Source organism: Gluconacetobacter entanii (assembly GCF_003206495.1).
In the GTDB taxonomy this organism is placed as follows: Bacteria; Pseudomonadota; Alphaproteobacteria; order Acetobacterales; family Acetobacteraceae; genus Novacetimonas; species Novacetimonas entanii.
Genome location: NZ_NKUF01000006.1, coordinates 1 through 13,581, shown reverse-complemented (window position 1 = coordinate 13,581; position 13,581 = coordinate 1). Strand labels below are relative to the sequence as shown.

The following is a 13,581-nucleotide window of genomic DNA, read 5'->3' as shown; positions in this document are numbered from 1 at the left end:
TTTGACGAAGAAACCGTTACGCACGCCTTGTGCTCCCTTTCGATCGTGCCGGACCGCGGCATGAGCGGGCCTGTCCCGCCGGGGGACATGACCCGTTTTCATGGCCGAATGATGGCTGGTTACGTCAATGCGCGACGTCCATCAATCCATTGATACGCCAACTGCGCGTGACAGTGCATCGGCAATATTGGGCGCGGCGGCAAGGATGGTCGCATCCCCGTCCAGCCCGCCATCCCGCAGGAAGGGGGAAACACGCGCCCCCGCTTCCTCCAGCAGGACGAGGGCTGCGGCGACATCCCACAGGTTGATGCTCATTTCCAGATAGCCATCCTGCCGCCCGCAGGCGACTTCGGCCAGCGCGATGGCGCCGGACCCGCCCGAACGCGGCATCGCCCCAAGGCCGAGGATGGCGTCGATCTTCTGCTGGAACACACCGGGTCCGACGCGGTTGCTCCACCCCATCTCGATCAGGGAGGTTGCCGGGTCGGACACGGGGGAGGCATGGATCGGCTGCCCGTTGAGGAACGCGCCATGCCCGCGCACGGCGGTATAGGTTTCCCGCAGGGCCGGGGCCTCGATAATGCCTGCGACCGGGGTGTCCCCATCCATCAGCCCAAGCGAGATGCACCACCGGTTGCGCCAGCGCGCGTAGTTGGAGGTCCCGTCGATCGGATCGACCACCCAGCGCAGGCTGCCGGTGCGGGTGCGTCCTTCCTCCTCGCCCTGGAACCCGTCCTCGGGGAACAGCTCGCCAATCCGCTGGGAGATCAGGGCCTCCACCGCGCCGTCCGTTTCCGTCAGCCAGTCCTGGGCGGCCTTCTGCGTGGCCTGCGGGCCGCCGGGGGCGGGGCGCATCTTCATCGCCAGGGCGGCGGCGTCGCGCACGACCGAACGGGCGGCCTCGAAACGGCAGAGGATGGGATTGGACATGGTGTTTCCTTTTTCTACAGGGGCGCTGGGGCCGGTCATTCAGAACGTAACGCCGTGCGCAGCACTGTGGCCAGCGCGGGATCTTCCATCCGGTTCAGTCGCTGCGCCGCCAGCATGGCGAAACGGTGGGTCACGCTGCGTCGCCGGGCGGGGGCCAGCTTGTGCATCGGGGCGGGGCGGATGATGGCCGCATCGGCGATCGCAGGCCCGTATCCCGACGCCGCAGCCACATCCACCACCATCACGCCCACATCGTCAGGCAGGACCGTCTGCGGGAAGGAATGGGGCACCGCGAAATAGAACGCATCACACCATGGACGGTATTGCGGCCATTTCAGGTCACTGCGGAAATCGGGCAGCCCGGACTTGATCTCAATACAGGTCAGGCGCCCGGCGAGACACAGCGCCATGATATCCGCGCGCCGCCCGTTGGGCAGGGGCATTTCATGCAGCACGGCCCAGTCATGCTGCGCGCACAGACATGCAACCGCGCGCCGGATCACGGGTTGTATGTCGGCGGTCGGCAGGTCCGGTTGTGGGGAGCGCATGGGAAGATCTGATGGCACGTTTCACACCGTGGGTCACAGGGTGTATTGCGGCTCTTCCCTATGCGGGAGGGGCCTCACGCCCGATCAGGCGCGTGACCAGGTCGAGATCGGCGGGCTTGTCCACGTCCACGGCGGCGCATCCGTCATCAATGGGGATCAGGCTGACGCGCGCACCCGTCAGTTGGCCAATGCGCGCGCACACGTCCGTGCGTGTCAGGCGGCGCAGGACGAATCGCAGCAGGATGCCCAAGCCCAGCAGGCGCGCCATGCGCAGCGGATGCTTGCGGTCATTTTCCAGCCGCTGCCACAGTTTCAGCACCGACATCGCGGCGGGCGTGCGCAGGAAAAACAGGTTGCAGCCCGAAAATGCACCATCGGCCAGACGGATCATCGTGCGTTTCGTATCGGGCACGTCGCGCATGATGGCCGACTCAAGCGCGATTCCCGCCGACATGTCACAGTTCGCGCGCGTGGAATCGGCGATGAAACCATTGATCCATTCGGGGCGCAGCAGGGCATGGTCCGCCGTAGTGACCAGCAGTGGCGCACCAAGGACGCCAAGCGCGTTCATGACACTGGCGCTCGGGCCCGCGGCCTCGGGGAGGAACGTCACCGATGGGGGGACCGCGTCGCGCACGGCGTCGGGGCTGTCGATACAGATCACGATCCGCCTGACGCCCGGCACCTGCATCAGGGCATCACAGACCCGCGTGATCATCGGGCGGCCACAGACCGGCAGGATGGCCTTGTGCGAAATGCCGGCCGCCTGCGCCATGGGGTCGCGCACGCCACGGCGACTCCCCGCAAGGATGAGGACATTCAGCCCCGCATCGGTGCTCATGCGGCGTTCCGGTTCGGATTCGCACCATCGGGACGGTCGCGCGGCGGCGAACCCGTCAGGTCCATGACCCATGGGTAGCGCTTCGCCTCGTTCTGGTCATAGCCGAGGTTGAAGACGCTGGGGCTGCGCGTGCAGCTTTTGGCATCGACGTAATAGCTGCGGAACAGGCGGTCGGCGATGAAGCTGGTGATGCCGTAATTGCCGTTTTCATTGTGGAAGTGATGCAGCACGTGACGCTGCTTCATGCGCTGGATCCACGCCATCTTCGGCTTGTAGTTAAGATGCTGGATACAGTGGAAGAATTCATAAATGCAGGTGATCGTCAGGCCCGCGCCAAAGGCCGCCGCCGCCCCGGCCGCCTGCCCGATGGCAAAGCCGATGGGGATGGTGACGATTGCGATGGTCGGAATGGTATTGAGCGGCGATCCGAACAGGACGTCGAGCAGGTGCGGATCCTGATGATGGTCGAAATGGATGCGCTTCCACAGGGCCGATGTCCATTTCAGGCGATAGAGGAACCGCCCGTGCAGGATGAAGCGGTGAATCGCGTACCATACCAGCGGATAGACGAAGACAACCGACACGATGCTGATGACGACCGGCAGCCATGACACGAACGTGTGGATCATGATGCCGAAGCTGCACAGTGCCAGTGCGAAATAAAGCAGGATGGTCGGATAGGTGAGATAGGCAATCCACAGTTGACGAAGATTCATCTTTCCCAGGTCGAAGCTGCGCCCCGTCCGGATCGATGTGTTCTTCAGGGTACTGGTAATCATCGTTCTTCTATCCTCAATAGCACTGTCACAACGCCGAGAATGAAAATTACGATCCCGACAAAAACCGCCACCACGGAGGGGAGCGTACCGGCATTGCCAAGAGCCCGCAACAGCCCCTGAAACACGACAAACACCAGACCTGCACCCAGGCACCAGACAGGCAGCCAACTGCGTGTCCCGGCCCGTGGAGGGATATAAACCACAGGAATAGCCAATAACAGCATAACCGTAAATGTCAGGGGTAACATGATACGACCCAGTATTTCGGTCATGAAAAATGCCGGGGACTGGCTGGACGGGAACTCATTACGCAGGACACGCAGCATCGTCGAGATCGAGAGCGGCGTATTTTCCGAAAGCTGCATCAGCACATCGGGCGTCAGTGCCTGCGGCCAGTCGAGCACGAGGCGCGTTTCATCAGTATTGTCGGCCTGTTCCACCCGGGTGGGGCTGAGCACCGTCAGGCTGTGGTCGGGCACCCCGCTCCAGCGGTTGATGAAATAGCGGACCGTCGGCAGGTGGATGACCTTCTGCAGGCTGCCGTCATCCTCGCGGCGATAGACGGTCACGTCATGCAGTTCCCGCCCGCCATGCGCCACGCCGCCGATATTGACCAGCGTCATGCCGGTGCGGAACAAGACATCGCGGGAGACCCCATTGGGGGAGGGATTGGTGCTGTTCCACCACCGTGCCTGCGCGATTTCGCTGCGTGGGACAAGCTGGTCATCGACAGCGACACAGAGCAGCCCAAGCCCCAGCACGGCCGGCATGAACAGGCGGAACAGGCCCGGCGTCGAAAGGCCCGCCGCACGCAGGATGGAAATCTCGTTCGAGCTTGTAAGATGCACCAGCGTGATCAGCGCCCCGATCAGCACCGCAAGCGGCATGGCGTTGCCAAACAGCAGGGGCAGGCGGATCACGGCGTAATACAGCACCCCCGACAGGCCGAGATGGCGACTCATGATCTCCGTGACCTGCTCCAGCAGGGCCAGGACCTCCATCAGCGCAATGATGACGGCGGCGGTGGCAAAGACCTTGGAGAGGAGTTCGCGCGTCAGATATCCCACCAGGACGCTGCCACCCGGCAGCAGGGTGCGCCGTGCCCAGCCGATCATGGGCGTGCGTCCTGGATGCGGCGCGGCAGGCCGTCAGGCGACAGTTCACGCTGGCTGGAGGGATGTTCGGGCATCATCAGGATGCGCAGACCCCCGCAGCGCCAGACCAGCGCCCAGACGCAGCCTGTGCCGAAAACCAGAGTCGGCAGCCAGATCACCAGCAGCGGCGACATGTGCACGTTCGCCACAAGGCTGAGACCCATCTGCAGCGTATGGTCGAACCCCACCAGCGCAATGGCCGCAACAGGCAGGCCGATGCTGCGCTTCTGCCGCTTCGCCATGACCGCCAGCGCACAGGCCAGCAGGGGGATGAACGGGATCGCCGCCGTGCGCGCAAGGCGGAAATGCAGTTCTGCGACCAGATAGGAATGCTTGATCCCGTCGATGCCGTGGCGGATGCCGCGATACAGTTCGGGCAGCGTCAGTTCACGTTCCGTCTGCCCGCGCGTGCGGTAGGCCTTCAGCTTGTCGAGTTGCCCGTGGTGGGAAAACAGTTCCGTCGTATGGTCGAAATGGATCACGCTCGGGCTTTTGTCATGCCGGTCGGTGATGATGGTGCCGTCAACCAGGTCGAGGCGGATCTTCTCGTCATTGTTGGGGATATACAGGTATCCCTTGCGCGCGGTGATGTAGCGCGTCAGGTCATGGTTGCTGTTGTCGCGGATGAAGACCTTGAACATCCGTGATCCCGCGTCATCCACCTTTTCCGCCGTCAGCATCAGGTCGTGCGAGGGGGCTGCGAACATGTGCGATTGCAGGTGCGGGGCCCATCCACTATGACTGGCGAAATACAGTGCCGAGCGGTAATTGTAGCGGGCATAAGGCTGTATGAACCCATAAAGCGAGAAGCTGAGCACGCCGAGGATGGCCCCCACGACGATGAAGGGCCGCGCGATGCGGAACATGGACACGCCACTGGCCATCAGGGCTTCGATCTCGTGGTTCTGGCTCATCCGCCGGATGACCGAAAACACGCTGACGCACATGGCCGCCGGCAGCGCCAGCCCGAGATAGTGGGGCACAAGGTCCGTCAGCAGCGACACAAAGGTCTTCATCGAGCTGCCATTGGATGCCAGCAGGTTGAACAGTGCCAGAAGCCGTTCCAGCAGCAGCGCCGCCATCACTACGCCCAGTGAGATGGAAAATGGCGGGATGACCTGCTGCAGCAGGTAATGATCCAGCGTTCCGGGCATCAGTCCCCGGAGACCACGGCGCATGGACGGAGGAAGGTTCATCGAGGCGTGCTTATACCCGAATGCGTCGGGGATGAAGAGGCCGTGGTGAAAATAATCGGTGGCGTGGCGACGGCCCTGCCGTCGGGCAGCATGATCCTGCGTGTGATTTCAGTGCGGTATCCCCCATCAAGGGGGGAGATATGCACCAGGTTCCATGATGCCGCGCGCGCCGGGTCTGACGATTGCGCGGATGCGGACGCCACGCCCGCGACGGGCACCGGGCCACCGGGCGCGGGCAGGGTCGCAAGGGTGGAGACATGGGTATGCCCGTGCAGGACCAGTTCCGCCCCATGGCGTGCGATGCAGGCGGCAAACCTGTCCGCATCGCGCAGGGACTTGCGCCGCGGTGTCAGGCGGGCCAGGGGCGGGTGGTGGATCATGACCACACGGCACAGCCCCTGCCGGCCGGTTTCCTCCAGCACATCCGCAAGCCGTGCGGCCTGGCGCGCGCCAATATCGCCATATGCCTGGAAACAGGGGGTGGGATGGGCGGAATTGATGCCGATCAGGGCAACAGGCCCCACCCGGCGGACAAAGGGAAATGGCAGGGGACCCATCCACGGGGCCCACCTGCCGATGGTCTGGTGCCAGTCGTGGCTGACGAGTGCATCGTGGTTGCCGGGGACCACCGTAACCGGCATCGGCAGTTCCGACAGCCAGCGTGCCGCCTGCGCGCATTCATCGGGCAGGCCAAGGTTGGTCAGGTCCCCCGTCAGCGCCAGCATGTCAACATCATGGGCCGCAATGTCCGCCATCACGCGCCGCAGGACGTCCGTACGGTGTATCAGTCGCCGGCGCTGCCATGACAGGTAACTCAGGGCGCGTTTGTTCAGCAGGTCACGCGCCCGGATGCGCAGGGTGTCGAGTGTCAGATGCAGATCGGAGGCATGTGCAATGAGAATATCGGTCAAAAGGCACTTTCCCCCGGATGCATCTGGATGCGCCAGACGGCTTGTCTGCTGGCTTCGTCATGTATGGATCACACCATCCCGACGGGCCATATGTCGAGATAAGCGGGTTTTCCTGGCTTGCAATAAGAGGCAGATGGTTGCTTATGACCCGTACGTCAAATTTCTAAACGATTGGGACCGTCCGTGACACCACGCTTCGTCATTATCCATAATCCGCGCAGTCGGCGGAATCGAAGCGGGAACGAACAATACAGCATGATGGCGCGGCGGTTGCTGGGGGATGATTTCCTGACCACCAAGGCACCTGACGAACTGGTGCGCGCCGTGGCCGACCTTGCGCGGCGCAATGTGCAGTGCATCGTGGTGGATGGCGGCGACGGTACGCTGAGTGATGTGCTGAGCGCGGTGCATCGTCATTACAGCCCGGACAACCTGCCCGCGATCGCGATCCTGCCTTCGGGGAATACGAACCTGATCGCGGGGGATGTGGGATTCGGGCTGCGCGGGATGGAGGCGCTGTCACGGCTCAACCGCCTTGCGGCGGGTGGCGACATGCGGCGCAACATCCGCCGCCGCCGTGGCCTTGTCGTCAGTTGGAGCGATCCGCAACGTTCCCCCGTCGTCGGCATGTTCCATGGCGGGGCCGCCTTCCGGCGGGGCATCGAACTGGCGCACCAGCCTGCGATTCTCGATCGGTATTCGCATGAAATGGCGGTGATCATGACGTTGTGCTCCTCCATCGCGCATCTGCTGTCGCGGCGTTTCCGGCAGGAATGGATGCAGGGCGACAGGGTCGCGCTTACGGTGGAGGATGCGCCACGGCGCGCCGGGTCATGTTTCCTGTTCCTTGCGACGACCCTGCAGAAACTGCCGCATGGCGTGTGGCCGTTCTGGCAGGGGCACGATTCGCATGACGATGGCATCTGGTACCTCGACGTGGCGGGGATGCCGCCACGCCTGACGGGGGCGGTGCTGTCACTGCTGCGCGGGCGTGTGCCCGCATGGCTGCGGCGCAATGCGGCCTATGACAGTGGCTGCGCCCGGCGGATCCGGCTGGAGATGAAGGAGGATTTCGTGCTCGATGGCGAAGTGCTGGATTCCGGCCCCGATGGCGTGACCTACCTGTCGGTCACGCCGCCCATCGATTTCATCCAGGCGTGAGGGAGAAGATGGCCCCGCACCCGCTGAACCCTGTCCCCGATGCCAGTGCGGCAGGCGGGATCGCGCACCTGCTGGTCTCCGAACTGGTTCAGCCTGTGCCTCCTGCCGTCACGTCCTTTGTCGCGGACATGGTCGGTCCGTCGCGCCCGCTCGGGGTGCTGTTCTATGGCTCCGCCCTGCGGCAGCCGGACCTGGATGGGGTGCTGGATTTCTACATCATCGTCGAACGCCTGCCGGACTGGCCCGCAGGTGGCTGGGCGCGCACGGCCAACAGGCTGCTGTCCCCCAACGTTGAATATCACGAACGCCACGTGGACGGGCGGATGGTGCGCGCGAAGGTCGCGATCCTGACGCTGGAGCAGTTCCGCCACATGACCGGCCGCAGGACGCTGGACACCACCATATGGGCACGCTTCTGCCAGCCCGTGCGCCTGGTCTGGGTGCGTGATGCGCAGGCGGCCGACGCCATCCTTGGCTGCCTGATCCGTGCGGTGGCAATGGCCGCGCGCTGGGCCATGGCGCTGGGGCCCCGGCAGGGCACGGCCGAAGAATTCTGGAACGCGCTGTTTTCAAATACCTATGGCGCGGAACTGCGGGTCGAGAGCAGCCGCAAGCGTCCGCGTGCCATCGTGCAGGGGCACGAGGCGCGTTACCGTGCGCTGCTGGCTGCGGCATGGCGGGCCGACGGGCTGCCTTTCGTGGAGCATGGGGACGTGCTGGAACCGACGGTCGATGCCGCATGGCGCAAGGACATGCGCGATGGCTGGTGGCTGCGCCGCAGGATGGGGCAGCCGCTGAATATCGCCCGCCTGACCAAGGGCGCATTCACCTTCGCCGGGGGCGCGCGCTATATCGCATGGAAGATCAAGCGCCATTCCGGCATTGACCTGCCGCTGTCGCCCTTTGCCGAACGTCATCCGCTGATCTGCCTGCCGCGCCTGTTATGGTCGCTGCGGCAGGCAGGGTATTTCAGGCGGAAACAGGGGCGCGATTGATGCCGAGTTCGCCTGCAACCGCAGCGAACACACTGACGGCCTGATCCACCTGTGCCGGCGTGTGCGTCGCCATGACGGAGGTGCGCAGTAGCGGGTGCTGGTCCGGTGTTGCGGGCGGCAGGCTGAGATTGACATAAACGCCAAGGTCGAGCAGCCGGTTCCAGAAGGCGACGGCCTGTTCCACATCATCAAGGATGACGGAGACGACCGGACTGGCCTGCGGCCCAGTGCGCAGGCCGGCAGCGTTCAGCCCGGCATGCAGGCGACGGGCGTTGTCCATCAACTGGTGGCGCAGTTCGGGCCGGTTTTCCAGTTCGTCCAGCGCCGCCATGGTGGCCGCGATGACTTCCGGTGGCAGGGACGCGGTGAACATGTAGGGACGTGAACACAGCCGGATCAGGTTCAGCCCGTCATGGTTGGAAACGCAGTAGCCACCAACCGTCCCAAGGCTCTTGGAGAAGGTGCCGACAACGAAATCGATGTCGTCTTCCACCCCGTCGGCCTCGGCCACGCCGCGCCCGTGCTCGCCCATGACGCCCACGGAATGGGCCTCGTCCGCCAGCAGCCATGCGCCGGTTTCGCGCTTGACCTGCGCGAATTCCGCCATCGGCACGACGTCGCCCATCATGGAATAGATCCCCTCCACCACGATCAGCTTCGCGCCGGGGGTGCCATCAAGGCGCCGCAGACGCTTGCGCAGGTCGTCGGCGTCGTTGTGGCGGAAACGGATGACCTGCGCATGGCCCAGGCGGCTGCCGTCATAGATGCTGGCATGGCTGTCGGCATCGAGCAGCAGGTAGTCGTCCTTGCCCGCCAGCGCGGAAATCGTGCCAAGGTTGGCCTGATACCCCGTGGAGAACACCATGCAGTGGCGACGGTGGAAAAATGCCGCCAGCCGGGCTTCAAGCTGCCGGTGCAGGCCCTGCGTGCCGTTGGCGATGCGCGAACCGGTCGTGCCGACGCCATATTTGCGCGCGGCCTCCACGGCGGCCTCGATCGCGGCGGGCGACTGGCTGAGGCCAAGGTAGTTGTTGGTGCCGAACAGAAGGGTCTCGCGCCCTTCGATCAGCCCGACCGTCGAGGAAATCGGCCGTTCGATCACCACGTCGAACGGGTTGCGCCCACCTTCGGCGGTCACGGCGGAAAGCGAACGTGACAGCCCCTCATATTTCGAAAAAATGGACATGCCGGTCAGGACGCCTGCTTGAGGGAGACGATGCAGGCGGCAAGATCGTCGATCGTGCGGATATCCGCCAGCCGGTCGAGGGGGACGGAGACGTCAAGCTTGTCCTCGATCTCCATGACGAAGTTCATGACGGCCAGTGAATCGAACGCCAGATCCTCGACGATCTTGCTGCCGCCATTGATGTCACGGGGAACCTTGGGGTTCGCCAGCAGTGTCTGCACAATGATGGCCGAGACGTCCGCTACCGTTTCACTCATTATTACATCCTTATGGCATGACCCTGCCGGATATCACCGAAAAGGGGGTCAGCGTGTCGTTGCCAGAGTCCGGGGTTTTCCGGAACAGGGGGCGCGCCTGATGGTGTCCCCCCATGAAGGACCCCCTTATGATTGAAAAACGGTATTTTGACCAGTGCCGCTTTAACCTGCCAGCAGTACATCCGTTCCCGCCGCATGACGGGAACGGACAGGGGCCGGTGGGATCAGGCCACGGAAATGCTGGTATCGATCGGCTTGAACGCACCCGACAGCAGCATCGCCTTCGCCCGGGCGCGCGTCAGCTTGCCCGAAGACGTCTGGGGCAGCGTGTGGGGGGGCACAAGGATGACCGACACATCAACCCCGTGCTGGCGCCGGAACAGGCTGGCGGTGTCGTTGCGCAGGGCCTCGCGCGCTTCGGGGGTGGTGGCGCGGCACTGGACCAGGGCCACGATCTTTTCCCCCTCGCTTTCATCGACGGAGAAGACCGCGACGTCACGGCTGCGCAGGGAGGCGATTTCCGTCTCCGCCGACCATTCAAGGTCCTGCGGCCAGATGTTGCGGCCGTTAATGATGATCAGGTCCTTGGCGCGACCGGTGATGACCACCTGCCCATCGAGCATGTAGCCAAGATCCCCCGTATTGAGCCACCCATCCGCATCGACCACCTTGGCGGTTTCCTGCGGCTGGCGGAAATAGCCCTGCATCAGGCTGGGGCCGCGCACGAAAATCGTCCCCAGTTGCCGGTCCTTCACGACCCTGCCTTCGCTGTCGCGGACCTCAAGCTCATGGCCGGGCAGGACTTCGCCGCAGATGACGAACGTGCGCAGCATCTGCGACGGATCATTGGAAGGCGAGGCGATGGCCTGCGTCTCGAGGATGCGCAGGTCGATCGTATCGGTCTGGATGCCAGAGCCAAGCGGCACGAAGCTGATGGCCAGCGTCGTTTCCGCCATGCCGTAGCTGGCGGTAAAGGCGTGGCTGTCAAAGCCGGAAGCGGCGAAGCGTTCGGCAAAGTCCTCAAGGATATGATAGCGGATCATGTCGCCACCAATCCCCGCGACCCGCCAGCACGACAGGTCGAGCGAGATGGACGTCGCCCGGCGCGCGCACAGTTCATATCCGAAGGACGGGCTGTAGGAAATCGTGCCACGGTTACGGCTGATCAGGTCCAGCCAGACATGCGGGCGGCGTGCGAATTCACGCGTCGGCAGCAGGTCCACACTCAGTTGGCACGTCATGGGGGTGAGGAAGAATCCGACCAGCCCCATGTCATGATACAGCGGCAGCCACGAGACGCAGCGGTCGCCTTTTTCACGGACCTTCAGGCCGTTGAGGGCGATGGCATGCGCATTCGCCATGCCCGACCGCTGTGTCACCGCGATCCCCATGGGAAAACGCGTGCTGCCGGAAGAAAACTGCAGGTAGGAAATGTCGTCCGGCCCGACTTCAGGCAGGTCGGTCACGGTAATCGGCGTGGCCAGCAGGTCTTCGGGGACACCGGCAAAGCGCAGGTCCAGCCCCTCGATCAGGTCATCTTTCCACGATGCGATGATGGAGGCGATGACCAGTGCCGAGGCATCCGCGCTTTTGACCATGCCGCGCAGGGTCGCCACATACCCCTCGCGCCCACCGAAGGCGACGGGCAGGGGAAGGGGGGCGGGAATCAGGCCGGCATACTGGCAGCCGAAGAAGATGCGCGCGAAATCCCCATCGCTTTCCGCGACGATCGCCACGCGCTCACCGGGTTGCAGCCCGAGCGACAGCAGGCGCTGCGCAACCTCGCGCGCCTGTTCGCGCAGGGTGCGGTAGGGCAGAGCCTCCAGCAGTTCACCCCGGCCCGAGTAGATATTGAAGCCACTTTCGCCTTCCGCGGCGTAATCGAGCGCCTGCAGGAACGTGTCGAAATCGCCGTAGCGTCGCGGCTGGCCAGAATCTGTAGGGGTCGGGAGACGTGTCATTTCCGGTAATGTGACTTCCACGGGCAGGACTTGGAATGAAGAAAACGCGGTCATCAATCATTTGACCTTAGAAAGTCAATGATTGAATTCGCGGCAGTTGCGGCGCTCGGCCCCGGCACGGCATGGCCGAACGTGTCATGTATATACGATTTCTGCCGGTCTAGGAATTGGGTCTGCATTGTAAATGCCCTGTCGATTTCATGGCCAAGATCCGCGACGGAATGGATCACGTTCCCCAGGGACCAGCTTGTGTAGTTCGGGTTGTCGCGCCAGTGGGTCGCATGCGCATCCAGGAACAGGCACGGACGCGGCGTAGTCAGGAATTCCGCGACCTGACTGCTGACGTCGCCCATATATAGGTCAGACCCCATGGTATAGGTCATGTCGATGCTCTTCTCGCTACCTGGATCAAACAACATATGTCCGCAGTTTCGGTACGGATGGAACAGCCGTTGTGCCTGGGTACGATGGCTGTCGAACAACCTGTAGTGCGGAGCGAAAACCAGATTGTATTTCTGCTGTCGCGCAAAATAATCGAGTATCTGAATGCCGAATTTTGGGAATGATGACAAGTGGCGGCTGAAATGCGGGTTATACAGGACGGTGGGGCGGTCATTCTGAAACAGTCTGTCGCGATGAATATTCATGCGCTGCACCAGATCGAATTTTGCATAAATTCCATTTTTATAATGGCCGGGACGCAGGCTGCCCTGTGCCATCAGGCGCTGCTCCACCTTGTGGCCAGCCATCAGGATATAGTCGAAGTGCCGGACATCCTTGGCAAAACCGACCGCCCGATCGCCCGCGCCATGCCGCGTCCAGACGAGTTTGGGCTCCCGCACGCCCATGCGGCGCAGATACAGGCTGGTGCGTTCGGGAACGACGATTGCCTGAAACTTTCGGAAATATTCTTTGTTTAAAAACAGGGCCAGTATCTTGTCTGCAGGTTGCGGACCGCGCCTGTCGATCAGCCGGCGGATGAAGGGCGGCAGTTTCAGCAGTTCGTATCGGACCCGTGCCTCTGGGTAAAAGCTGGCCAGATATTGCAGGTGCGCTTCGCGTTTTTCCGTCAGGCTTGCCAGATGGACTTCGACATCGGGGTGGCGGGCGGCCATTTCCATTGCGATGGGAAGGGAATGGAACTCCTGATGCGGATGTCCAATATAAGGGAAAATAACGCGCTGCACGTTCAATCCAGACCATTTGTGTCATTGCGATGCGGGATGCAAAGCCCCTTACGTATGAGGACAGGCCTGCACAAAGACAAGTTCCGGGTGTCCTGTCATTGATCATGTCCCAACATAAGGGCGCCGATTGACGGTCACGCGGTTGACGCGGACTGACGTGCTGGTGGCGTAAGCTGCAAGGGAGAGGGGGAGGCGTGAGCCTCCTCCTCTTTTTTTTGCTTTTTTTTTCGGGGGATGGTGCCGGGAATGGGAGTTTTTGGTACGAGTTTGCCGGTTTTCCGCCGTTTTTTCGGGGTTTGCATAAGGCGTTGACAATGGGGGGCGATCTCCGTAAAACCCGCTTCACCGAACGGCACACCAGCCGCTACGGACCTGGTCATTGACAATAGAATAGAGACTGGAAGGGATATGTTGGCGGCGTTTTGCTGTATCTGCGTTAAGTAGGTGCGGTGGAGGTGCGGTTGGATTGGGTGAC

14 protein-coding genes are annotated in these 13,581 nt (G+C 62.7%); 2 read left to right on the top strand and 12 right to left on the bottom strand.

Going from position 1 to position 13,581, the window contains the following annotated elements; all coding sequences use genetic code 11:
- Positions 1–141: 141 nt before the first annotated feature.
- The 7 genes from CFR72_RS04200 to CFR72_RS04170 are packed head-to-tail and all read right to left on the bottom strand — an operon-like array spanning position 142 to position 6,359.
- Complete coding sequence (locus tag CFR72_RS04200) at positions 142–930, bottom strand: inositol monophosphatase family protein (protein WP_110912801.1); 789 nt, start codon at positions 928–930, stop codon at positions 142–144.
- A 35-nt stretch (positions 931–965) separates the two neighbouring features.
- Positions 966–1,496, bottom strand: coding sequence for an MmcB family DNA repair protein (locus CFR72_RS04195; RefSeq protein WP_320442950.1), 531 nt, complete (start codon positions 1,494–1,496; stop codon positions 966–968).
- A 40-nt stretch (positions 1,497–1,536) separates the two neighbouring features.
- Entirely contained in the window at positions 1,537–2,319 is a 783-nt protein-coding gene (locus tag CFR72_RS04190) for a nucleotidyltransferase family protein (protein WP_110912799.1), read from the bottom strand.
- The gene (locus tag CFR72_RS04185) at positions 2,316–3,098 is read right to left on the bottom strand and encodes a sterol desaturase family protein (RefSeq protein WP_110912798.1); all 783 of its coding nucleotides are present in this window, start codon (positions 3,096–3,098) and stop codon (positions 2,316–2,318) included. Before CFR72_RS04185 ends, CFR72_RS04190 begins: the two co-directional genes overlap by 4 nt.
- Positions 3,095–4,213 carry an LptF/LptG family permease gene (locus tag CFR72_RS04180; RefSeq protein WP_110912797.1) on the bottom strand — a complete coding sequence of 373 codons (1,119 nt, stop codon included), beginning with the start codon at positions 4,211–4,213 and terminating at the stop codon, positions 3,095–3,097. Before CFR72_RS04180 ends, CFR72_RS04185 begins: the two co-directional genes overlap by 4 nt.
- Positions 4,210–5,448 (bottom strand): LptF/LptG family permease, encoded by a 1,239-nt coding sequence (locus CFR72_RS04175; protein ID WP_244182169.1) that lies wholly within the window; start codon positions 5,446–5,448, stop codon positions 4,210–4,212. The genes CFR72_RS04180 and CFR72_RS04175 overlap by 4 nt, the downstream gene beginning before the upstream one ends.
- A complete protein-coding gene (locus tag CFR72_RS04170) occupies positions 5,445–6,359 on the bottom strand; it encodes a metallophosphoesterase family protein (RefSeq protein ID WP_110912796.1) in 915 nt (304 codons plus the stop codon). Before CFR72_RS04170 ends, CFR72_RS04175 begins: the two co-directional genes overlap by 4 nt.
- 183 nt (positions 6,360–6,542) lie before the next feature.
- Between CFR72_RS04170 and CFR72_RS04165 the strand changes: the two genes are divergently transcribed.
- Complete coding sequence (locus CFR72_RS04165) at positions 6,543–7,520, top strand: diacylglycerol/lipid kinase family protein (RefSeq protein ID WP_110912894.1); 978 nt, start codon at positions 6,543–6,545, stop codon at positions 7,518–7,520.
- Between the two features lie 8 nt (positions 7,521–7,528).
- Positions 7,529–8,515, top strand: a complete 987-nt coding sequence (locus CFR72_RS04160; RefSeq protein ID WP_110912893.1) for a hypothetical protein — start codon at positions 7,529–7,531, stop codon at positions 8,513–8,515.
- Here the strand turns inward: CFR72_RS04160 and spt are convergent.
- From spt to CFR72_RS17770, 5 genes are all read right to left on the bottom strand, one after another.
- The gene (gene spt / locus CFR72_RS04155) at positions 8,490–9,701 is read right to left on the bottom strand and encodes a serine palmitoyltransferase (RefSeq protein WP_110912795.1); all 1,212 of its coding nucleotides are present in this window, start codon (positions 9,699–9,701) and stop codon (positions 8,490–8,492) included. The genes CFR72_RS04160 and spt overlap by 26 nt on opposite strands.
- Before the next feature lie 5 nt (positions 9,702–9,706).
- Entirely contained in the window at positions 9,707–9,958 is a 252-nt protein-coding gene (locus CFR72_RS04150) for an acyl carrier protein (RefSeq protein ID WP_003618505.1), read from the bottom strand.
- Positions 9,959–10,182: 224 nt separating this feature from the next.
- Entirely contained in the window at positions 10,183–11,919 is a 1,737-nt protein-coding gene (locus CFR72_RS04145) for a fatty acyl-AMP ligase (RefSeq protein ID WP_208629960.1), read from the bottom strand.
- Between the two features lie 53 nt (positions 11,920–11,972).
- On the bottom strand, positions 11,973–13,106 hold the full coding sequence (locus CFR72_RS04140) for a sensor domain-containing protein (protein ID WP_110912892.1): 1,134 nt from the start codon (positions 13,104–13,106) through the stop codon (positions 11,973–11,975).
- 134 nt (positions 13,107–13,240) lie between these two features.
- Positions 13,241–13,581 (bottom strand): hypothetical protein (locus CFR72_RS17770; protein WP_208629959.1); only part of this gene is annotated, 341 nt, incomplete at its 5' end.